The following is a 20,158-nucleotide window of genomic DNA, read 5'->3' as shown; positions in this document are numbered from 1 at the left end:
ACCGAGCCGCTTCGCTCGGGGTCGATCCGCCCGGTTCCCGGACGCCGGCTGAGGGGGTCCCACCACCGCCCGAGGGCGGCTCCACAGCCGGTCGCTGCACACACCAACGAGGCCGGCCGGATCCGGTGACGGGGGCGTGGGCCGACCGGTCATCGGCCGCCTGGGCCGAGGGGGGCTTGACCGTGCGCGGGTCGCGCAGCACACTTCGCCCGCCGGTCGAACGCGTGTCGACATCTAGGGGAGCCAAGCGTGGTGGACGTGGACGAGGACAAGCCCAGCCGCCGATCGAGCGGTTCGCGGACGCTGTCGCGTGGGCTCGCCCTGCTCACCGCGCTCGGTGAGCACGGGGACGGCGCGACCGTCTCGGGGCTCGCCGAGGCCACGGGTCTGGACCGGGCGGTGCTCTACCGGCTCCTCGACACCCTGACGGCCGAGGGGTTCGTCACCCGGGACGCCGAGACACGCAAGTACCGCCTCGGGCTGTCGATGCTGGAGCTCGGCGTCCGGGCCGCGCAGGGCCTCGAGGTGCGGCGCCTGGCGGGACCGCCGCTGCGGGCCCTCTCGGAGGACACCAACGAGACCGCCTGTCTGGCGGTCCGTGACCGTGACGACCTCGTCGTGGTCGAGGTGATCGAGCCGGGGGACCGGTTCGTCCAGGTCAACTACCGCATCGGTTTCCGCCACCCGCTCGGTGTCGCCGCCCACGGCAAGGCCCTGCTGGCCTTCCTGCCGGACGGGGCCCGTGACCCGGCCCTCCAGCCGGTCCGGCAACGCGGTGTGGCCTACACCCGCGACGAGCTCGAACCCGGTGCGTCGGGGGTCGCGGCACCCGTCTTCGACCACACCGGCAAGGCCGTGGCCGCCGTCGGCATCGTCGCTCCCACCGCCCGGCTGCCCGAGCCCGAGACCATCGCGCTCCGCGTGCTGCGCTCCGCCCGCGAGATCTCCGAGCGGCTCGGCTGGCGCCCACGGCGCGCCACGTAGCGCGACGCCGCGGCGGCCTCTCAACCGATGGCGTGCGCTGTGCGCCGGAGGCCGCGCGCGGCGCGCGGTCCGCTGCCAGAGTGACCTCCAGGAGCGAGGGAGAGCACCGTGGTGCAGTACGTGCGAGGCCGAGCGACCACCCAGGCACACGTCGGGTTGCCGCCGGGGACCGTCGAGGAGGAACACGGGCGCGGTGGCTTCTACGGACGGGCCTCGCACCTGTACCGGCTCAACGCCCCGACCGGCTGGACCTCGATCGACGGCCCGTTGCGGCCTCACGCCATGGACCTGCGCAGCCTCGAGGACGCCGGTGACGAGCGCGCGCTGCCCGTCGACGTCCTGGTCAACGACGACGTCCGGCTCGGCGTGTGGGCGCGGACCAGCCCCATGCCGTTCTTCCTGCGCGACGCCGACGGCGACCTCACCCTGTTCGTGCACCGCGGCGAGGGGCTGCTCGAGACCGACTTCGGCCCGCTCACCTACGGGCCCGGTGACTACCTGGTGCTGCCCCGCGGGACCACCTTCCGCCTCGCCCCCTCGGCGGACACCTTCCTGCTGACCATCGCCACCACCGCCGGCATCGAGCCGCCCGACAAGGGCCTCCTCGGCCGCCACGCCCTCTGGGACGAGTCCGTGGTCCGCGTGCCCGACGTCGACCCGCACGACGAAGCGGGCGACTTCGAGCTCGTGATCCGCCAACGCGGCCAGCTGACCTCGGTCCGCTACCCCTTCCACCCGCTCGACGTGGTCGGCTGGAAGGGCGACCTGACCGCCTTCGCCCTCAACGCCCTCGACCTCAAGCCCGTGAGCTCGTTCAGCTACCACCTGCCGCCGAGCGCCCACACCACCTTCGTGGCCGGCAACGCCGTCATCTGCACCTTCGTGCCGCGCCCGCTCGAGACGGCCCCCGACGCGCTGAAGGTGCCGTTCTACCACCGCAACATCGACTACGACGAGGTCATCTTCTACCACCACGGCGACTTCTTCAGCCGCGCCGGCATCGAGCCCGGGATGCTCACCTGGCACCCGCAGGGCATCCACCACGGGCCGCACCCGAAAGCCGTCGCCAACGCCGGTAGCAAGGACTTCACCGACGAGATCGCGGTGATGATCGACACCCGCCACCCCCTCGAAGCCACGCCGGCCGGCGCGGGCGTCGAGCTCGCGGACTACTGGGCCAGCTGGATGGAGTGAGCCGTCCGGCTCGTCGTCCGTCGGGCACTACGCTGCCCCTCGCCGGCACGAGGAGGCTGCGTGGAGGGTGAGCTCGAGCTCGCAACCGTCGAGGTGCTCGGCGCGCTCAGCTACGGCCAGCTGCGCTCGTTCGAGTCCGCCGCGCGCGCCATCCGCCACGCCCCCGACTGCGTCGCCGCCGACCAGCTCGCAGAGCTCGCGGTCCGCGAACACCGCGCCTACGAGGCGCTCCGCGACCACCTCGCCGCCCGGACCGACCTCGCGACGGCCGTCATGGACCGTCAGAAGCCGCACTTCGACGCCTACTTCGACCGCGTGCCGCTCGACGACTGGTTCGGTGCCGGCGTCTTCTTCGCGATCGGCCTGCCGATCGCCGCGGACTTCGGCCGGGCGCTCGCCCCCATGCTGTCACCCGAGACCGCCGTCGTGGTCGTCGGTGCCCTCGCCGACCGCGCCCCCTTCGAACGCTTCGCGATCGCCCACCTGCGCGAACTGCTCGTGGACGACGACGCCCCCGAGCGCGCCCGCCACATCGCCGCCGACGTCCTCGGCCGCGCGCTGACGGCCTTCCAGGGGGTCGTCGCCGACACCGACGCGCTCAAGGTCCTCGTCGAGCACCACGCCGCCGAGGAGGGCGTCAGCGGCGAAGCCGGCGTCAAGCAGCTCGCGATCACCGTCCTCGAGGGCCACCGGCGCCGCCTCGTCGCCCTCGGCCTCGAAGGCCTCGACGAGCTCTAGCTTCGGGTGGTCAGGTGATGGGGGTGCGTTCGAGGTGGACGCCGTCCCAGGCGGGGTCGCGTGCCGGGTGGTCCTCGCGCCAGTGGCCGCCCCGGGATTCGGTCCGCAGGCGCGCCGCGTCGACCACGAGGGCCGCGGCGCGCAGGGCGTGGTGCAGTTCGACCTCGGCGACGTCCTCGGCGGGGTCACCGAGCTCGGCGGTCCAGGACGTCAGCTCGTCGCCGACGGCCGCCAGCCCAGTCTCGGAGCGGACCGGCCCGGCCCCCGTGAGCATCGTCGTGCGCAGCTGCGCACGACGGGCGGCGGTGTCGCCGGCCGGGTGGGAGCGGTAGGTGGGGGCGGCCCCGAGGTCACCGAGGTCTCCGGGCAGCTCGCGCCCGACCGCCGCCGCGGTTCGAGCACCGAACACGACCGCCTCGGCGAGGGAGTTGGAGGCCATGCGGTTGGCGCCGTGCAGGCCCGTGGATGCCACCTCACCACAGGCGTACAGCCCGGGCACCGAGGTGCGCCCGTCGAGGTCGGTCCGGACACCGCCGACGTGGTAGTGGGCCGCCGGGGTCACCGGCACCCGCTCGCTGGCGAGGTCGAAGCCGTGCTGGCGAGCACCGCCGAGGACGGTGGGGAACTCCTGGATCAGGACGTCCTCGCCGAGGTGGGTCGCATCGAGCCACGCCGTGGTCCCGGGCTGGTCGAGGATGGCCTTCGCGACCACGTGGCGGGGGGCGAGCTCCGCGTCGGGGTGACGACCGACCAGGAAGCGCGTCCCGTCCTCGGCGTGGAGCGTCGCACCGGCCCCGCGGAGCGCCTCGGTCAGCAGGAACCGCCACGTTCCGGACACCGCGAGCCCGGTCGGGTGGAACTGGACGAACTCCACGTCGCGCACGGCGGCGCCCGCTTCGGCGGCGAGGACGAGGCCGTCACCCGTGGCGTTGTCCGGGTTGGTCGTCGCGGCGAAGAGGCCGCCGCACCCACCCGTGGCGAGCACGGTCGCGCGGGCGCGGACGGCGACCGGGCCGTCGGCGGTCAGGACGTGGGCACCGGTGACGCGCCCGAGCGCGTCACGACCGAGGCTCCGGACGATGCCGGGCAGCCGCCGGACCCGGGGTGAGGCGGCCAGACGCAGCGCACGCATGAGCTCGGCGCCGGTGGCGTCAGCACGGCGCACCGACCTGGCGACCCGCTGCCCCCCCTCGCGAGCCAGCCAGAGCGTGCTCAGGTCGACGCCATCGGGACCGTGCACCGAGGAGCCGATCTCGCCCGGGAGACGGTCGAGCACCGCGCCGAGCTCGAGCAGCCGCCGCACGTGACGGGGGGCCTCCCGGGCCAGCGTCCAGGCCGCGAGCGGATCGCACAGCCCGTCACCGGCGAGGATGGTGTCCTCGGCGTGCAGGGCCGGACTGTCGTCCGGGCCGAGCGCCGCCGCGAGCCCACCCTGCGCCCAGGGGGAGGACCCCGAATCCGCGCCGGGGACGCCTTTGTCCACCACGACCACGTCGAGGTGGTCCGGCAGTTCGACCGCGGCGTAGAGGCCGGCGAGCCCCGCACCGATGATGACCACGTCGCAGTCGACGCGGCCGTCGTGCACCTCGGGCGGGGGCGGCGGACCCCCGCCGGTGTCGACCGGCTGGCTCACGCGGGCCGGTCCAGTCGGGAGGTGCGCGCCGCGGCACCGCGGGGTGTGCGGTCGCTGACGGTGTCACGCACGGCGATCGAGTTGGTCACCACCTCGCCGAACCCGACGGGGTCCATGAGCAGCCAGGAGTGCCCCGCGTCCTCGATGATGTCACCGCGCGCGCCGGCGGCATCGCACATGGCGAGGAAGGTCGCCTCGGGCACGACGGTGTCCTCCGCCCCCCACACGATGGCGACCGGCAGGCCCCGCTCGGCGAGCTCGGCGAGCTCGTCACGCAGATCGGCGCGGCGGGCGAGATCGGCGGCGCGCCAGACGGCCCCCGGGTTGGTCAACGCGTTGGTGACGATGTCGCGGACGACCACGGGCAGCGCCTTGCGCGAGGCGCGCCACGGTCGGCGTCCCCCGAGCCCGGGCGGGCGGAACTCGGCCGGCAGGTGCAGACCCCAGTCCCAGAGCGGCCGGTCCGCGAGGGAGCGCGCAGCGAGGCCGTCCGCGTCCTTCCACACCGAACCGCCGACCGAGTTGACGAGGGTCAGCGAGCGGGCGCGCTCGCGGTGGTGCCACGCGGTGGCGGTGGCGACCCCGCCGCCGAAGGAGTGGCCGACCAGGGCGGCGGGCTCGTCGACGCCGATGTGGTCGAGGAGGTTGTCCATCCAGTAGGCGAGCTTCTCGAAGGTGTACTCGCCGGGAAGCTCGTCACTGCGCCCGAAGCCGGGCAGCGCCGGTGCGATCACCCGGTGGCCGGAGGCCGCGATCAGGGGCAGCGCCTTGGCGTACGACCGAGCCGACAGGCCCCAGCCGTGGATGAAGATCACCGGTGGTCCGTCCCCGGCCTCGCCGTACACCGCGGTCCGCCCGTCGAGGGTGGTCCGGTGCCAGCGGAGCCGGAGGTCGGCGGGTCGTGGCACGGGTAGCTCCGGTCGGCGGGCGGGCGGACCAGGGTACCGCCGGACGTTCCCCGGGCCGTGGTCCCGGTTCGTCCGCGACGTGGGACGTGGCAGGCTGCCGGGGCCTCATCCATCGCACACGACCGGGAGCGACGCGGTGCCAGACGAGTCCTCGACCCCCTCCGCCACGTCCATCGGCATCCTCGGTGGGACGGGCAAGCTCGGTGCGGGGCTGGCGCTGCGCTGGGCTGCGGCGGGTCTGCCCGTCACGATCGGGTCGCGCGACCCGGAGCGAGCCGCGAAGGCCGCGAGCGACCTGCGGGCGGCCCTGCCGCCGGGTTCCGCGTCGCTGGAGGGGGCTGGCAACGCCGTGGCCTCCGGCCACCCGGTGGTCGTCGCGGCGATCCCGACCGACGGCGCCGCGGACCTGGTGGCAGGGCTCGCCGACCAGCTCGCCGGCACGGTGCTGGTCAGCGCCCTCAGCCCGCTCGCCTTCGACGGGCGTGGCCCCCGGCCGGCCACCGTCGACGGGGCGGCTTCGGCCGCGGAGCTGCTCGCCACCACGGCCCCGGGGGCGAAGGTCGTGGCCGGGTTCCACACCGTCTCGGCGGTCACCTTGCGCCGCGCTGACGAACCGCTCGACGAGGACGTGCTGCTTTGCGGCGACGACGAGGCAGCTGTCGCCGTCGTCACGGCGCTGGTCGACGACCACCTCGAGGGTGCTCGGGCGGTCCACTGCGGCCCGCTGCGGCTCGCCGCGACGCTCGAGTCCCTGACCGCCGTGCTGATCTCGGTGAACAAGCGTCACCGCTCGCACGCCGGCCTCCGCGTCACCCGCCTCTAGGCCCAACCGGCCCGTGCCGACCGCGACGACACGGCGGTTGCGCCTTGGGCTGGGAACCGTTCCGATCCTTGCTCCGCGGAGGCCGCGGAACCGTCTACCGGGTGCAGATCGTCGGTTCCGTCCGACGATCTGCACCCGCTACGGCGTTCGCTCCGCCGAGACCCCCCGCCTCAACACGCCCGCAGCCGCTACTCCACCCTCATCAAACGTGCCGTTCGACGCCGGGTGCTCGGCCCTGCGGCACACTCCGTGCATCGAGAGGCTGCCACCATGCAAGAGGATGAAGGCTGGGGGGCGGGGGACCTGGCGCTGTACTGGCGCTACGTCGCAACGTTCCGCGAAGCCGCGTCGCGCTCAGAACGGTTGTGGCGCGAAGCCAGCGAGGTTCCGATCGCAGCGTTTCTCGCTGACCAGACCAGCCCTTCCGCGACCCCGTCCGAGGCCGTCTGGGAGACGGTCATGCTGCTCATCGAGACCGCGCCGGATGACGACGCGCTGTGTTGGCTCGGTGCTGGCCCGGTCGAGGACCTTGCCGTCCATCACGGCAACGCGTTCATCGACCAGTTCGTGCTTGCTGGGCGGCGCGATCCACGGTTCCGGGCTGCGCTTCGCTGTGCCTGGCTGGACGGAGCCTCAAAACAGGTTCGAGTCGCACTCGAGAGCCTCCGAAGCGACCGGTAACCATCTTCGCAACCGATGGCTAACGCCCGTTGCGAGCTACTCGTCGAGAAGGAGCCGCTCGAGCTGCTGGCCGGTCACGTCCGCGATGAGATCGAAGTCCTTGTCGTGGTGGAGGACGGCGAGCCCCGCAAGTTCGGCCGTCGCCGCGATCAGCAGGTCGGGCACCGCCGGAGCTCGGTGGTGTCCACGGTCGGCGAGCAACTGCTGGACCTCAACGGCGCGGTCCTCGATGGTTAGCGTGAGGTACTCCACAGGCATGGAGGCCAGTGGTGGCCGCCGCAGACCTGACCGCAGCTCATCTCCGGTACGGGCGCTGTACCCGATCTCCAACCGGGTGACGGTGCTGACGCGCACCAGGCCCCGTTCGATCCGTTCGGCCCACGTCGGCCCGTCGGTAGCGTTGCCGAGACGGACCAGGGCGGACTTGTCGATGAGCCAGTCGGTCACTCCCAGGCCCCGCGCATGACCTCAGGGTCAGCGAGGTCGGCGAAGGTCCGGGCGAACTGGCGGAACGATTCGACGCTGACGGGCTCATCTGAAGTCGACGCGACACGCAGCATCTGCCGGCGGAGGTACTCGGTCCGGGACAGACCGAGACGCTTGGCCTTCGCCTCGATCGCGGAGATGACCTCGTCGGGAACGTCGCGGATCAGCACGTCGGTCACCCGTGGCTCCTCGTCGGCGGTATCGCATGATATCAGGAGCGCTTCGACGACAAGCGGAGCGTGTGGACAACGCCCGTGTCTTCTACTCGGAGCCGGGTCGTCGCCTGGCCGCCACGCATCGAGCAGCCGGTCATCGGAGGAGCGAGGTGGCTCAGGCGGCGGTCGTCAGCGCCCGGCTGCTGCTCTTCGATGCCTCGCGGTCCGACGTCGGCCTCGTCGAGGTGGCGGCGTCGAGCAGGCCACGCAGGCCGTCGTTGGGCAGCGACAGGCGCACCACCTTCATCCAGGCTGACAGCAGCTGCTTCGGCAGCGGTCCGCTGACGTAGGTCAGTTCGTAGCGCTCGAACAGCTCCTGGACCTTCGGTGCGATCTCCTGGTACCGGTTGCTCGGCAGGTCGGGGAACAGGTGGTGCTCGACCTGGAACGACAGGTTGCCGGTCATCAGGTGCAGGAGCGGTCCACCGCTGATGTTGGCGGCGCCCAGCATCTGACGCAGGTACCACTCGCCGCGGGTCTCGCCCTCGATCGAGGTCTTCTCGAAGGTCGCGACACCTTCGGGGAAGTGGCCGCACATGATCACCGAGTGGGTCCAGAGGTTGCGGACCAGGTTGGCCGTGACGTTGGCCGAGAGGGTCGTCAGGGCCGACGGGCCGGACAGCAGGGGGTGCACCACGTAGTCGCGGGTCACCTGCTTGCGGATCTTGCCGAGGACCTTCCGGGCCTGGCGCTTCAGCTCGCCCTTGTCCTTGCGGCCCTTGAGGTAGGTCCCGAGCTCGAGGTCGTAGGCGGCGATGCCGTACTGGAAGATCACCGCGTTGATCAGGTTCCACACCGGCTGCCCGAGGTGGAAGGGCATCCACCGCTGGTCCTCGTCGACCCGCATGATCCCGTAGCCGAGGTCGTTGTCGCGGCCGATGACGTTGGTGTAGGTGTGGTGCAGTTCGTTGTGCGAGTGCTTCCACATCTCGGCCGGGGTGGCGTTGTCCCACTCCCACGTCGTCGAGTGGATCTTCGGGTCACGCATCCAGTCCCACTGGCCGTGCATCACGTTGTGGCCGATCTCCATGTTCTCGAGGATCTTGGAGATGGCGAGCCCGGTCGTCCCGGCCAGCCAGGCCGGCGGGAACAGCGACGCGAGCAGTACGACACGGCTGGCGAGCTCCAGCCGGCGCTGGGCCTCGATCACCCCGCGGATGTAGGCGGCATCGCGTTCACCGCGGCTGGCGACCACCTGCGCACGGATCGCGTCGAGCTCGCGGCCGATCTGCTCGATGTCCTCGGCGCTCAGGTGCGCCGTCGGGTCGTCGGTGAGGTTCTGGATGGCGGTCATCGGTGCTCCTCGATCGGGAGTCGGGCGGAGGTCGGGTGAGGACCGGCGGCGCTCAGAGGTCGATGTCGCAGGCGGCGGCCGCCGCGGAGATGCAGGTCTGGATCAGCACGCCGTCGCCGGGGGCAGCGGTGGTCACGTCGCCGCTGCGCAGGTCACGGACCGCACCTTCCTGGAGCGGCACGACGCAGCCGAAGCAGATGCCCATCCGGCACCCCGAGGGCATCAGGACGCCTGCGGCCTCGCCAGCGTCGAGCAGGGCTGTGGCGCCATCGGACTCGACGGTCGTGCCGGTCCGGCTGAAGCGCACGGTGCCGCCCTCGCCGGTCGCCGCGACCGTGGGCCGGAAGCGCTCGGTGTGGAGCCGGTCGGTGAAGCCCTCGCGGGCCCAGTGCTCCTCCAGCGCGTCCAGCAGGCCGTTCGGCCCACAGGCCCAGGTGTCACGCTCAGCGAGGTCGGGGACGAGCCCCGCCAGCTCGCCGACCCCGAGCCGACCGTCGGTCGCGGTGTGCCGCTCGATGAGTCGGAGGCGGCCCTGGGCGGCCAGCTTCCGGAGCTCGCCGCCGAACACGACCTCGTCGACGGTCGGCGCCGTGTGGACGAGCACGACGTCGTCGAGTTCGTCGAGCAACGAACGCACCATGCCCATCACCGGGGTGATGCCGCTGCCCGCGGTGACGAACAGCACCTTGCCCGGCAGCGGGGTCGGCAGGGTGAAGTAACCGGCGGCCTGGTCGAGCTGCAGGACCTCGCCGACGCGGGCGCGGCGGACCAGGTGCCCGCTGACGATGCCGTCCGGGATGGCCTTGACGGTCACGGTGAGCAGGCCGTCGGCCCGGTCCGGGACCGAGGTCAGCGAGTAGGTCCGCCACTGCCGCACGCCGTCCACGTCGACCCCGAGCCGGACGTACTGGCCGGGAACGTGGGGCCGCCAGCCGCGGCCGGGGGCGAGCGTGAGCGTGACCGCATCGCGGGTCTCGGGCGAGATCGCGACGATCCGCGCGCGCAGGTCGGTGGGGGAGCGGAGCGGGTCGACGAGGTCGACGTAGTCCGATGGCACCAGCGGGGTCGCAGCGAGCTCGGCCAGCCGGGCGACCCGCTGCCGCAGGCGAGCGGCGACGGTGGGTACGGGAGCAGGAGGTGTGGTCATGGGCGCAGTGTGTCCGTCGCGGCGGCTAATGTCCTGCCCGTAGAGGGTGAGTATCCGCCAGTTGTTTGTTCGGAGGGAACAGGTCTTGGACGACGTGTCGCCGGTCGGACCCGCCCGCAGCGCCGGCGGGCTGTCGCTCGACCCCGAGGTCGTGGCCACCCTCCGGGCGCAGCTGCCCACGGTCGCCGAACGGACCGTCGCTGCGCTGACCGCCGAGGTCGCCGAGTACGCCGGTGCGCTCAGCGGTGAGATGGGCGCGACCATCGAGAACGCCGTCGAGGTGGCGCTCGGGGCGTTCCTGCGACTGGCCGCCCAGGCCGAGGACGCCGATCCGAGCAACCCGTTGAACGCGGCACTCGAGGGGGCCTACGCCCTCGGCCGGGGTGAAGCCCGGTCCGGCCGGACCATGGACGCGTTGCTGGCCGCCTACCGGGTCGGTGCTCGGGTGGCGTGGCGGGAGCTGTCGGACACGGCCGTGGCCGGCGGGCTGACGGCGGCGACCGTCGGCCGCTTCGCGGAGCTCGTGTTCGCCTACATCGACGAGCTGTCCGCGGCGAGCGTCGCCGGCCACACCGACGAGCTCGCGGTCACCGGCAGGGTCCGCGAGCACTACCTCGAACGCCTCGGGCAGGCACTGGTCGCCGGGGAGGCCCCCGAGGTGCTGATCACACGAGCCGAGCGGGCGGGTTGGACGCCTCCGGACACGTTGACCGCCGTCCTGCTGCCCGCTGCCCGCCTGCACGACACCGTGTCGGCGCTCGACCCGCGCACGCTGCGGCTGTCGGAGGACGTCGCTGGTCTGGCCCTGCCCGAACGGACCAGCGTCCTGCTGGTCGCCGACGCCGATCGCACCCGCCCGGCCCTCCTCCAGGCGTTGCGCGGCCGCGCGGCGGTCGTCGGGCCCGCCCGACCCTGGTCGCAGGTCGCGGCGTCGTGCCACCGAGCCGTGCGCGCCCTCGAGCTGATCGGTCCGCCCGAGGCAGGTGCCGCGCTCGACACCGACGAGCACCTCGCGACCATCGTGCTCGGCGCCGACGCCGACGCGCTCGACGATCTGCGCCGCCGCGCCCTGGCGCCCCTGTCGGGCCTCCGGGCCGACACCGCCGACCGCCTGGCCGACACCCTGCGGTCCTGGCTGCTGCACCAGGGGCGGCGCAGCGCCGTGGCCGAGGATCTGGTCGTGCACCCCCAGACGGTCCGCTACCGCATGACCCAGGTCCGGGAGCTGTACGGCGAGCGCCTCGACGACCCCGCGGAGGTGCTCGCGCTGACCGTCGCGCTCGCGTCGCCCGATCGAGCCGTCCCGTCACCCCCGCCACGGACGCCACCGGCCCCTCAGGGCACGACCTCGACCTCGCCGACCATCCCGTAGGCGACGTGGCCAGGCAGGTGGCAGGCGAACTCGACGGTGCCGGGTTCGTCGAACACGTAGAAGGTCATGCCGGTCTCGTTCGGGCCGGTCGAGACCTCACCCGGGACCGGCGGGTGCACCAGGTCGTCGCCGTGCTCGTGGGCCAGGTGGACCTCGTCGTCACCGAGGACGAACTCGTGGTGGATGGGGTCGTGGTTGACGACCACGAAGCTGACCACGGTGCCCGCTCGGACCGTCAGATGGTCGGGGACGAACCGGCTGTGCTCGAGGTCGATGGTGACCGTGACGGGCTCGGGTCCGAGGACCTGCCCGTCCCTCGCATCGGCCGACGCCTGGACACCCGAGGCCGCCAGGTAGGTGACGACGGTGACCACCAACCCGACCGTGAGGGGCATCGCCCCTCGTCGTTCGGTGGTCACGACCCCACCCCCGGCCGCCGCCTCAGTGCGTTGATCGCGACCACCGCCCCGAGCCCCGTCGCGAGGGCGAGGGCCGGCGGCCACCAACCGGGGCGCGCCGCGGCGGGCCCGATCGGTACCGATGCGGACGCGAGGGTGATCCCGACGTCCTCGAGGCTCGGGTGCACGTCGGGGTCGGTCGACACGGCGAGGTCGTAGGTCAGGTCTCCGGCGGGCGCCGACAGCTGGAGGTAGGTCAACCACATCTGCTGCGGGAGCCACTCCATCCCGGCGTCGGAGCGCAGGTCGTCGAGCAGCGGGGTCGACGCCGCCTCGCTGCGCTCGAGGGCCAGTCCGGTGCCTCCCGCGAGCAGTTGCGGTCGGTCGTCGGTCAGCAGGAACACGTCCGCCTCGATGACGTCGGCCTCCTCGGCACCGAGCGACAGGATGCGCAGCGGCACCCACGGCCGGTCGGTCGGGATCGTCGCCATGATGGGGGTGCTGTCCCCGGCGCCCTGGCCGAGGTCAGCCGCGCGGGACGCGTCGAAGCGGGCAGCCATGAAGATCTCGCTGCGTTCGGCGTAGAAGTCGAGCATCTCGGGGGCGTCGGGGCTGAGGAAGAAGCCGTGCTCGACCGCCCACCGTCCGACCTCGTCGGCACCGCCACGCAGCACGGTGATGTCGAGCGCGTCGATCTCGGTCTGGAACAGGACCTCGGCCTCGTCGAGCGCGGTGAGCTCCAGAGCGTCGTCGGCAGCGAACTCCGCCGTCACCGGCGGGGCGACCTCGCGGGCCAGACGCTGCAGGGTCCAGTCCCCGCCACGGACCACGTCGGTGGGCACGTCCGGCAGCGGGATGATCGAGCCGACCTCGGCGCCCTCGCCGGTGAACTCGAACGCCGTGACGTACCGCTGCACCCCGTCGGTGTACGCCGACAGCGTCGTGGTTCGGACCAGTTCGATGGTCCCGTTCTCGCCGATGAGGCCCCCGCACGCGAGTGCCGGACCTGCGACGACCAGCAGCGACAGGGCTGTGGTCGCCGGGATCATCGAGTACCGCTTCCAGCTACGCATCGGGCCCTCCCGTGTCGGCCTGCGTGGGAGGTGGGACGTGCGCGACGGCGGCAGGGTTGCGTCGGGTCCGCCCGGGGGCCGGTCAGCCAGCCACGTGGCCAGCGACGGCACGGAGGAAGGCAGCTGCCTTGTCGAGGCTCTCGGCGTGCTCCGCGGCGGGGTCGGAGTCCGCCACGATGCCGCCGCCGACGCCGTGGTCGACCGTGCCGTCCGCGTGCCGGGTGGCCGTGCGGATGGCGACCGACAGCGAGGCCGCCCCGGGAGCGAGGAAGCCGACCGCGCCGCAGTACCAGCCACGGCGGACCGGCTCGAGCGTCTCGATGATCTCCATCGCGCGGACCTTCGGTGCCCCGGTGATCGAACCGCACGGGAAGGTCGCACGCAGCAGCTGCCCGTAGCCGATCCCCTCGCGCAGCCGGCCGACCACGTCGGAGACCAGGTGCCAGACGGTCGGGTGGGCCTCGACGACGCACAGACGGGGGGCGCGCACCGACCCTGGAACGCAGACGCGGCCGAGGTCGTTGCGCTCGAGGTCGACCACCATGACGTTCTCGGCACGGTCCTTGGCGCTGGTCGCGAGGTCGTCGGCGTGCGCGGCATCGAGGTCGGGGTCGGGGTCGCGGGGGCGGGTCCCCTTGATGGGGCGCGTGGCCACGTCCCGACCGTCGACGGTCAGGAAGGTCTCGGGCGAGACGGATGCGACCCCGACGTCGGGCAGGAGCGCCCCGTGGGGTGCTGGGGAGATGTCCCGCAGCCGCCGGTAGAGGTGCTCGACGGGTGCCTGCCACCGGGTCGTGAGCCGTTGGGTGAGGTTGACCTGGAAGCAATCACCAGCGGCGATGTGCTCGAGCACCGACTCGACGGCGGCGAGGTAGGCGGGGCGTGGGAGCGAGGTGGTCACCGGTCGCGGAGACGGGGCCGAGGGTTCGGCCGGGGCGGCGGCTCGGCCGCCCAGGCGCGCCACCAGTTCGTCGGCGTCGGCGGCGAGGGTCGCCGGGTCGGTGGTCAGCGGCCGTACGAGCAGCAGCGCCCGGTCGCGGTCCGGACCGACCGCCACGATCAGCTCCGCGATCCGCAGGGACAGGTGAGGTCCCTGCCGGTCGATCGTCGCGCGCGTCGGCAACCGTTCGACCCGCCGAGCCAGGTCGTAGGCGAAGGCCCCGACGAGGCCGCCGGTGAACGCCGGCAGACCCGCCTCGCGCGGCGCGTCGGGGGTCACCCCGTGCGTGGCGCACCAGCGTTCCAGGACGTCGAACGGGTCGTCGCCGAGCGGCTCGACGCGTCCGTCCCGGTGCTGCATCACGGTCAGGTGACCGTCGTCGACCAAGCGTGCACCGATCGTCGGGACGACGTAGCTCCACCCGCTGCGCCCCGGTGCGGTCTCGAGCAGGTCGGCCGGTGCCAGCGCCGCCGTCACGGCATCGAGGTCGACGAGGCCGTCGGGGCGGCGCGGGACGTCGGGCAGCGCACGGACCTGCAGGTCGATGGCCGGGACGGATGGCACCGTGGTGCCCGACACGGTCAGGCGCTCGCGGGGACGCCGTACTTGCGACGGAACGCGGCGTCGTCGAGATCGTCGAGGTCGGTGTCGAGCTGCGACTCGAAGTCGGTGGCCTGGTCCTCGTCGGAGAAGGTCTGCGCCCACACCAGCGCGCCGGTGGCCGCCACCTGCAGCTGCACGTCGTACATCATCCCACCGTCGTACCCGCCGCGACGGCGGGTCAGGACCCGGAAATCCTGACGGGGGCGACGATCGGACACGGTGGGCCTCTGGTGGGGGGACCGACGCCGGTCCCGAACGGGGATGACGGTACCGGCGCTCGCGGTGGGGCAGCAACGTGCTGGGTAGGCTCGCCCGGCCCCGCCCGGGCCCTGGCCGGACGACCGGCCAGGTCCGACCCCCACCCGGGCACGCCTGCCCGCACCCCGATGGCACGCCCCCGATCGCACCAAGGAGCCGTCCGCCGTGAAGGTCTACACCAAACGTGGTGACGACGGCACGACCGGCCTGCTCTACGGCGGGCGCGTCCGCAAGGACGACCTGCGCACGAGTGCCTACGGCACGGTCGACGAGACCTGCAGCGCCCTCGGACTCGCTCGTGCCGAGCTCGCCCTCGACGCCGACCGGCCGCACCTGCACGACCTCGTGCTCACCATCCAGCGGGAGCTGTTCGTCGTCGGCGCCCAGCTCGCGACGCTCGAGGAGCACTGGGACCGCCTCGAGGTGGGCGTCTCCAAGGTCGACGACGCGATGGTCGACGCGATCGACGCACGCATCGACGCCAGCGTCGCCCGACACCCGTTGCCGACCACGTTCGTGGTCCCCGGGGGCACCCGCGCCGCGGCAGCGCTCGACCTCGCCCGCACCGTCTGCCGCCGCGCCGAGCGCGAGGTGGTCGCCATGAAGAGCGCCGGGATCCTGCCGGACGACGCGCCCTTGCGCTACCTCAACCGCTGCGCCGACGAGCTGTACGTGCTCGCCCGTGAGGTCGAGGGCACCCACCTCCCGTCCCGCGAGGACGCCTGATCGGGGCCGGGACCGTCCACGTCGACGACCTCGGGACCGAGGTCGTCGTCGCTCCTGGACCGCGCCGCCTCGTCTCGCTGGTGCCGAACCTGACCGAGACGCTGTGGTGGTGGCACCTCGCCGACCGGGTCGTCGGCCGCACCGAGTGGTGCACGGCGCCGCCGGACGCCTTCCCAGCGTCCGTCACCGTCCGCGGCACCAAGAACCCCGACGTCGCGGCCGTCGTGGACCTCGCGCCGGACCTGGTGATCGCCAACGAGGAGGAGAACCGACCCCTCGACGTCGACCGTTTGCGGGACGCCGGTGTCCCGGTGTGGGTCACCCGGGTCCGCACGCTGGCGGACGCCAGCACCAGCCTGTCGCGGCTGGCCGCCGTCCTCGGCGTCCCGGGGGCGGAACGTGACGTGACCGACGCGCTGGCCCGGGTGCATGCCACGCGGCCGCAGGGCGGTCTCCAGCGCGCGTTCGTCCCGATCTGGCGCGGGTTGCCGCCGGGGGAGGGGCGCGACGACGAGACGTGGATGGCCGTCGGGCCGGCCACCATCGCCGCGGACGTGCTGGCCGCCGCAGGGTTCACGGTGTGGCCGGACGCGCCGGGGGAGCGGTACCCGACGGTGGGGCTCGACGCGGTCCTCGCCGCCGACCTCGACGTCGTCCTGCTCACCGACGAGCCCTACGCGTTCGGACCGGCCGATGCCGCCGACCTACCGCGCCACCGGGTCCGCGCGATCGACGGGACGGGCCTGTTCTGGTGGGGGCCTCGTACCGCCTCGACCGTGGCCGACCTCCGGCGGCTCACCCGCCACCTGGGTCGGCGTCGGCGCAGGCCCGAGGGCCGGAGCCGCTCGACCGGCTGATCCTTGCGTGAGGGCCGGGTCTGGCGGATGCTGCGGCGGGAGAGGGGAGCGGCTCGGACGCTGCGCGCCGACGCTACGTCGAGCGCCTGCGGGACCACCCGGTGGCCAGCTTCGTCGACGCGGTGCACCTCACCGGCGCGATCGCCCCACACGACGTCCAGCTCGCCGATCCGACCCTCGCGGCTGCCGTCCTCAGTGAGCTCGTGTGACGCCGCGGATGGTCGGACAAGTTCGTCCCGTCAAGGTGAACTGGACCAAGAACCCTGTCGCCCGACCCGCTCCGGCGCCCACCACGCCCCCGGGGGTACTTGCGTCGTGGCACGGGCCGGACGCAGGGGTGACAGGTGGTGTGGCACGGTTCGGGCGGGTCGATCGCCGGCCACCTCGACGGACGTCGTGTCGCCCTCACCGGTGTGACCGGCTTCGTCGGACAGGCGCTGCTCGGACGGATGCTCGAGGAGCTGCCCGGGTGCCGCCTGGTCCTGCTCGTGCGCGGCAGCGGCGGCCGGTCTGCGCAGGCACGGGTGGAGGATCTGCTCGCCACCGCCCCGGCCTTCGCCCGGCTGCGTGAGCACCGTGACCGGGACGCGATCCTCGCTGGCATCGAGGTGGTCGACGCCGATCTCGACGCCGACCTCCCGGCGCTGCCTCCCATCGATGCGCTGATCCACGTGGCCGGCACGGTCTCGTTCGACAGCCGGCTCGATGCGGCGTTCCGTACGCACGCGGTGGGCCTGGACACCCTCTACGCCGCGGCGCTCGAGGCCGGCTGTGAGCACCTGGTCCACGTCTCGACCGCGTACGTCACGGCGCTGCACGCGGGGCCGGTCCCCGAGGCGCCGGTTCCGATCACACTCGACTGGCGGGCGGAGGCGGCCGCCGCGGACGACCTGGCGGCGCGGGCCGAGTCCGCGTCGCGTCAACCCGCAGCGCTCACCCGTTTCCTCGCTGAAGCGCGCCGCACCACGGGCTCGTCGGGTGACCTCGCGGTCGCCGAGGAAGCCGAGCGGGTCCGGCGTGCCTGGGTCGACCGGCAGCTCGTGGAGGCCGGCCGGCTCCGAGGGCGCTCGATGGGCTTCACCGACAGCTACACCTTCACCAAGGCGTGCGGTGAACGCGTCGCCGAGGAACGGTTCGGATCCCGCCGCCTGTCGATCGTGCGTCCGACCATCATCGAGTCGGCGCTCCGCGACCCCGCCCCCGGTTGGATGGAGGGTTTCAAGGTCGCCGACCCGCTGATCGTCGGACTCGGGCGGGGCGACATCCCCGAGTTCCCGGGCATCCCCGACGGGGTCGTGGACCTCGTCCCCGTCGACCTCGTCGCCAACGCGCTGATCGTCGCGTTGGCCCACCCCCCCGAGCCGGGGAGCCCGAGGTACGTCACCTCGGGGACGGGGGCGCGCAACCCGCTCACCATCCACCGCATGTACTCGCTGGTGCGCGAGGCGTTCGAGCGTGACCCGTTGCCGGGCCAGGGTGGCCGGGGCACGCCGCTGCCCATCTGGCGGTTCCCCGGTCCCGACCGGCTCGAGAAGCAGTTGGCCATCGTGACCCGCGTGACCAGGACGGCGAGCCAGCTCGCCGCTCGCACACCCGTCACCGGCACCCGCCTGCGCGAGATCAGCCGCACCCTCGGCCGCCACGAGCGACGGCTGGCCACCCTCAGCCGGTTCCTCGAGCTGTACGGCAGCTACGCCCAGGTGGAGTCGGTCTTCCTCGACACCGAGGCGCAACGGCTGGGCGACCTGCTCGAGGGCGAGGACCGCGAACGGTTCGACCTCGACCCGCGGCGGATCGACTGGCACGAGTACCTCGTCGACATCCACGTGCCTGCGGTGACGGCGATCCTGCGGTTCCCACAGGCGGCCCCCCGTCCCGTCCCGGGTCCACCACCGGTCATCGTCGACGGGGACGGTGGCCAGGTCCTGGCCGTGTTCGACCTGGACGGAACCGTCGCCGACACCAACGTGCTCACCAGCTACCTGCGCGCACGCAAGGCCGACAGCTCCGTGGCGTTCGTCACCGAGGCGGCCGACATCCTGCGCGCCCTGCCGCGCTACCTCAGCCTCGACGCCACCAGCCGCGAGCGCTTCCTGCGGGCGTTCTACCAGCGCTTCGCCGGTGCCGACGTGGCGGCGCTCAGGGCGCTGGTGGACGACGACCTGTCCGATCGCATCCTGCACGACCTCAAGCCGGCGGCGGTCCGACGGATCCGCGAGCACCGCGAGCAGGGCCACCGCACCATCCTGATCACCGGCGCCCTCGCGGCCTTCTGCACGCCGCTGCGGACCCTGTTCGACACCATCGTCGCCGCAGACCTCGAGGTCGACGAGCAGGGCCGCGCGACGGGTCACCTGGCGACGCCGCCGCTGGTCGGGGCAGGTCGTGCGGCGTGGCTGACCTGGCACGCGGCCGAGACCGGGGCCGACCTCGCACGCAGCTTCGCGTACGCCGACAGCCGGTCGGACCTGCCGATGCTGCGCTGCGTCGGCCACCCGGTCGCCGTCGATCCGGATGCCGCCCTGCACCGTGAGGCCCGCCGCCAGCGTTGGGCGATCGCCACGTGGTCGAGCAGCGCGCAGACACCCGTCGCCCGTCGCCCTGTGGGGATCCGCTGATGGACACCCTGTCGCTGGAGTTCCACCGCTCGCTCCCGCGCTACGTGGCCACGCGCGCGTTGTCGCGCCGCGCCCCCGGGACGATCTCGGCCGGCCTGGCACCACTGCGGCTGGTGTCGGGCCCCGCCCCCGAACCGCGGGGTGTGGGCTGGAGCCGGGTCCGCCCCCGCCTCTCGGGCATCTGCGGCTCCGACCTGTCGATGCTCTCGGGTCGCACGTCGCCGTACTTCTCGCCGCTGGTGTCCTTCCCGCTCACGCCGGGACACGAGGTCGTCGGTGAACTGGTCGACGACGTCGATGACCTGGCCGCGGGGACCCGGGTGGTGATCGACCCGGTCCTGGCCTGCGCGCCGCGTGGGCTCGCACCCTGCGAGGAGTGCCGTGCCGGACGCACCAGCCGCTGTGCCCACGTCACGGTCGGCCACCTGCAACCGGGGCTCCAGACCGGCTACTGCGGCTCGGTCGGAGGCGGCTGGTCCCACCAGCTGATCGCGCACCGCTCCCAGCTGCACGTCGTTCCCGACGAGGTGTCCGACGCTCGGGCCGTGCTCGTGGAGCCGCTGGCGTGTGCCATCCACGCGGCGCTGCGGGCCGAGGTGACGCCCGACGACCAGGTCCTGGTCGTGGGCTCCGGAGCGGTGGGGCTGCTGACGGTGCTGGCGCTGCGAGCGGTCACCGAGGTGGGCCGCATCCTGGTGACCGCCAAGCACCCCCGGCAGGCGGGGCTCGCCAAGGACCTCGGCGCCACCACGGTCGTCAGCCCCGATGCTGCCCTCGGCACGGTGCGCCAGCGGACCCGGGCGCTGCGCCTGCACCCCGACCTCGGCGCCGACTTCCTGCTCGGCGGCGTCGACATCGCCATCGACTGCGCGGGTTCGCGCAGCTCGGCCGACCTGGCGCTGCGGGCGACCCGGGCCGGTGGCCGCGTCGTGCTCAGCGGGATGCCGCCCGCCGGGGTCGACCTCTCGCCGGCCTGGTTCCGCGAGCTGACCGTCGTGGGGGCGTACGCCAGCGGTCGCGAGGAAGCAGCGGGTGGCGTCGCGGCCTTCGACCTCGCTCTCGACCTCACCCGCGCCGCCCCCCTGGACGATCTGGCCCCCGCGACCTACCCGCTGCCGCGGTGGCGTCAGGCGATCGACCACGCCCTCGACGCGGGTCGTCTCGGCACCCCCAAGGTGGCCTTCGACCTGACCGCGACCAGCTGAAGGAG

General features: G+C 73.1%; 20 protein-coding genes. 10 read left to right on the top strand and 10 right to left on the bottom strand.

Going from position 1 to position 20,158, the window contains the following annotated elements; translation table 11 throughout:
• Positions 1-249: 249 nt before the first annotated feature.
• The 3 genes from NITAL_RS19825 (at position 250) to NITAL_RS19815 (ending at position 2,916) form a co-directional block, all read left to right on the top strand.
• Entirely contained in the window at positions 250-984 is a 735-nt protein-coding gene (locus NITAL_RS19825) for an IclR family transcriptional regulator (protein ID WP_052667933.1), read from the top strand.
• A 108-nt stretch (positions 985-1,092) separates the two neighbouring features.
• Positions 1,093-2,178, top strand: coding sequence for a homogentisate 1,2-dioxygenase (locus NITAL_RS19820; protein ID WP_052667932.1), 1,086 nt, complete (start codon positions 1,093-1,095; stop codon positions 2,176-2,178).
• Positions 2,179-2,238: 60 nt separating this feature from the next.
• Complete coding sequence (locus NITAL_RS19815; protein WP_052667930.1) at positions 2,239-2,916, top strand: ferritin-like fold-containing protein; 678 nt, start codon at positions 2,239-2,241, stop codon at positions 2,914-2,916.
• Positions 2,917-2,926: 10 nt separating this feature from the next.
• Here the strand turns inward: NITAL_RS19815 and NITAL_RS19810 are convergent, their stop codons facing one another.
• Both NITAL_RS19810 and NITAL_RS19805 read right to left on the bottom strand, forming a co-directional pair.
• Complete coding sequence (locus NITAL_RS19810; RefSeq protein ID WP_052667928.1) at positions 2,927-4,549, bottom strand: L-aspartate oxidase; 1,623 nt, start codon at positions 4,547-4,549, stop codon at positions 2,927-2,929.
• Positions 4,546-5,457 carry an alpha/beta fold hydrolase gene (locus tag NITAL_RS19805; RefSeq protein ID WP_052667927.1) on the bottom strand — a complete coding sequence of 304 codons (912 nt, stop codon included), beginning with the start codon at positions 5,455-5,457 and terminating at the stop codon, positions 4,546-4,548. Before NITAL_RS19805 ends, NITAL_RS19810 begins: the two co-directional genes overlap by 4 nt.
• Before the next feature lie 136 nt (positions 5,458-5,593).
• Here NITAL_RS19805 and npdG point away from each other — a divergent pair, with 136 nt between their 5' ends.
• Positions 5,594-6,280 (top strand): NADPH-dependent F420 reductase, encoded by a 687-nt coding sequence (gene npdG, locus NITAL_RS19800; RefSeq protein ID WP_052667926.1) that lies wholly within the window; start codon positions 5,594-5,596, stop codon positions 6,278-6,280.
• Positions 6,281-6,550: 270 nt separating this feature from the next.
• Positions 6,551-6,961: a DUF6869 domain-containing protein gene (locus NITAL_RS19795; protein WP_052667924.1), complete on the top strand. Its 411-nt coding sequence runs from the start codon at positions 6,551-6,553 to the stop codon at positions 6,959-6,961.
• A gap of 36 nt (positions 6,962-6,997) precedes the next feature.
• On the opposite strand, the gene NITAL_RS19790 is transcribed toward NITAL_RS19795, so the two are convergent.
• The 4 genes from NITAL_RS19790 to NITAL_RS19775 all read right to left on the bottom strand — a co-directional run bounded on the left by NITAL_RS19790 (position 6,998) and on the right by NITAL_RS19775 (position 10,103).
• On the bottom strand, positions 6,998-7,414 hold the full coding sequence (locus NITAL_RS19790; RefSeq protein WP_157041978.1) for a PIN domain-containing protein: 417 nt from the start codon (positions 7,412-7,414) through the stop codon (positions 6,998-7,000).
• The gene (vapB, locus tag NITAL_RS19785; RefSeq protein ID WP_052665410.1) at positions 7,405-7,626 is read right to left on the bottom strand and encodes a type II toxin-antitoxin system VapB family antitoxin; all 222 of its coding nucleotides are present in this window, start codon (positions 7,624-7,626) and stop codon (positions 7,405-7,407) included. The genes NITAL_RS19790 and vapB overlap by 10 nt, the downstream gene beginning before the upstream one ends.
• Positions 7,627-7,777: 151 nt before the next feature.
• Positions 7,778-8,956 carry a fatty acid desaturase family protein gene (locus NITAL_RS19780; protein ID WP_052667922.1) on the bottom strand — a complete coding sequence of 393 codons (1,179 nt, stop codon included), beginning with the start codon at positions 8,954-8,956 and terminating at the stop codon, positions 7,778-7,780.
• Between the two features lie 52 nt (positions 8,957-9,008).
• Positions 9,009-10,103, bottom strand: a complete 1,095-nt coding sequence (locus tag NITAL_RS19775) for a ferredoxin reductase (protein ID WP_052667920.1) — start codon at positions 10,101-10,103, stop codon at positions 9,009-9,011.
• Between the two features lie 94 nt (positions 10,104-10,197).
• Here NITAL_RS19775 and NITAL_RS19770 point away from each other — a divergent pair, with 94 nt between their 5' ends.
• On the top strand, positions 10,198-11,475 hold the full coding sequence (locus NITAL_RS19770) for a PucR family transcriptional regulator (RefSeq protein WP_052669834.1): 1,278 nt from the start codon (positions 10,198-10,200) through the stop codon (positions 11,473-11,475).
• Here NITAL_RS19770 and NITAL_RS19765 read toward each other — a convergent pair.
• The 4 genes from NITAL_RS19765 to NITAL_RS28200 all read right to left on the bottom strand — a co-directional run bounded on the left by NITAL_RS19765 (position 11,439) and on the right by NITAL_RS28200 (position 14,707).
• Positions 11,439-11,870, bottom strand: a complete 432-nt coding sequence (locus NITAL_RS19765; RefSeq protein WP_052667918.1) for a cupredoxin domain-containing protein — start codon at positions 11,868-11,870, stop codon at positions 11,439-11,441. The genes NITAL_RS19770 and NITAL_RS19765 overlap by 37 nt on opposite strands.
• A gap of 20 nt (positions 11,871-11,890) precedes the next feature.
• Complete coding sequence (locus tag NITAL_RS19760; RefSeq protein ID WP_052667916.1) at positions 11,891-12,946, bottom strand: DUF2330 domain-containing protein; 1,056 nt, start codon at positions 12,944-12,946, stop codon at positions 11,891-11,893.
• 82 nt (positions 12,947-13,028) lie between these two features.
• Positions 13,029-14,450 carry an anthranilate synthase component I family protein gene (locus NITAL_RS26705; protein WP_211262535.1) on the bottom strand — a complete coding sequence of 474 codons (1,422 nt, stop codon included), beginning with the start codon at positions 14,448-14,450 and terminating at the stop codon, positions 13,029-13,031.
• Between the two features lie 17 nt (positions 14,451-14,467).
• On the bottom strand, positions 14,468-14,707 hold the full coding sequence (locus tag NITAL_RS28200) for a hypothetical protein (protein ID WP_052667913.1): 240 nt from the start codon (positions 14,705-14,707) through the stop codon (positions 14,468-14,470).
• A gap of 205 nt (positions 14,708-14,912) precedes the next feature.
• Between NITAL_RS28200 and NITAL_RS27520 the strand changes: the two genes are divergently transcribed.
• The 4 genes from NITAL_RS27520 (at position 14,913) to NITAL_RS19730 (ending at position 20,153) form a co-directional block, all read left to right on the top strand.
• Positions 14,913-15,473: a cob(I)yrinic acid a,c-diamide adenosyltransferase gene (locus tag NITAL_RS27520; protein WP_052667911.1), complete on the top strand. Its 561-nt coding sequence runs from the start codon at positions 14,913-14,915 to the stop codon at positions 15,471-15,473.
• Positions 15,470-16,330 (top strand): helical backbone metal receptor, encoded by an 861-nt coding sequence (locus NITAL_RS19740; protein ID WP_157041976.1) that lies wholly within the window; start codon positions 15,470-15,472, stop codon positions 16,328-16,330. The genes NITAL_RS27520 and NITAL_RS19740 overlap by 4 nt, the downstream gene beginning before the upstream one ends.
• A gap of 347 nt (positions 16,331-16,677) precedes the next feature.
• The gene (locus NITAL_RS19735; protein WP_052667908.1) at positions 16,678-18,948 is read left to right on the top strand and encodes an HAD-IB family hydrolase; all 2,271 of its coding nucleotides are present in this window, start codon (positions 16,678-16,680) and stop codon (positions 18,946-18,948) included.
• Positions 18,948-20,153 (top strand): zinc-dependent alcohol dehydrogenase, encoded by a 1,206-nt coding sequence (locus NITAL_RS19730; protein ID WP_052669833.1) that lies wholly within the window; start codon positions 18,948-18,950, stop codon positions 20,151-20,153. Before NITAL_RS19735 ends, NITAL_RS19730 begins: the two co-directional genes overlap by 1 nt.
• Positions 20,154-20,158: the final 5 nt, after the last annotated feature.

Source organism: Nitriliruptor alkaliphilus DSM 45188 (genome assembly GCF_000969705.1).
GTDB classification, from domain to species: domain Bacteria; phylum Actinomycetota; class Nitriliruptoria; order Nitriliruptorales; family Nitriliruptoraceae; genus Nitriliruptor; species Nitriliruptor alkaliphilus.
This window is presented reverse-complemented; position numbering and strand designations above follow the sequence as displayed.

Bases quoted from the DNA above. Each gene is read 5' to 3' on its own strand.
- NITAL_RS19795 (WP_052667924.1), top strand. From the start codon at position 6,551: ATGCAAGAGGATGAAGGCTGGGGGGCGGGGGACCTGGCGCTGTACTGG.
- NITAL_RS19780 (WP_052667922.1), bottom strand. From the start codon at position 8,956: ATGACCGCCATCCAGAACCTCACCGACGACCCGACGGCGCACCTGAGC.
- NITAL_RS19775 (WP_052667920.1), bottom strand. From the start codon at position 10,103: ATGACCACACCTCCTGCTCCCGTACCCACCGTCGCCGCTCGCCTGCGG.
- NITAL_RS19765 (WP_052667918.1), bottom strand. From the start codon at position 11,870: ATGCCCCTCACGGTCGGGTTGGTGGTCACCGTCGTCACCTACCTGGCG.
- NITAL_RS19760 (WP_052667916.1), bottom strand. From the start codon at position 12,946: ATGCGTAGCTGGAAGCGGTACTCGATGATCCCGGCGACCACAGCCCTG.
- NITAL_RS19730 (WP_052669833.1), top strand. From the start codon at position 18,948: ATGGACACCCTGTCGCTGGAGTTCCACCGCTCGCTCCCGCGCTACGTG.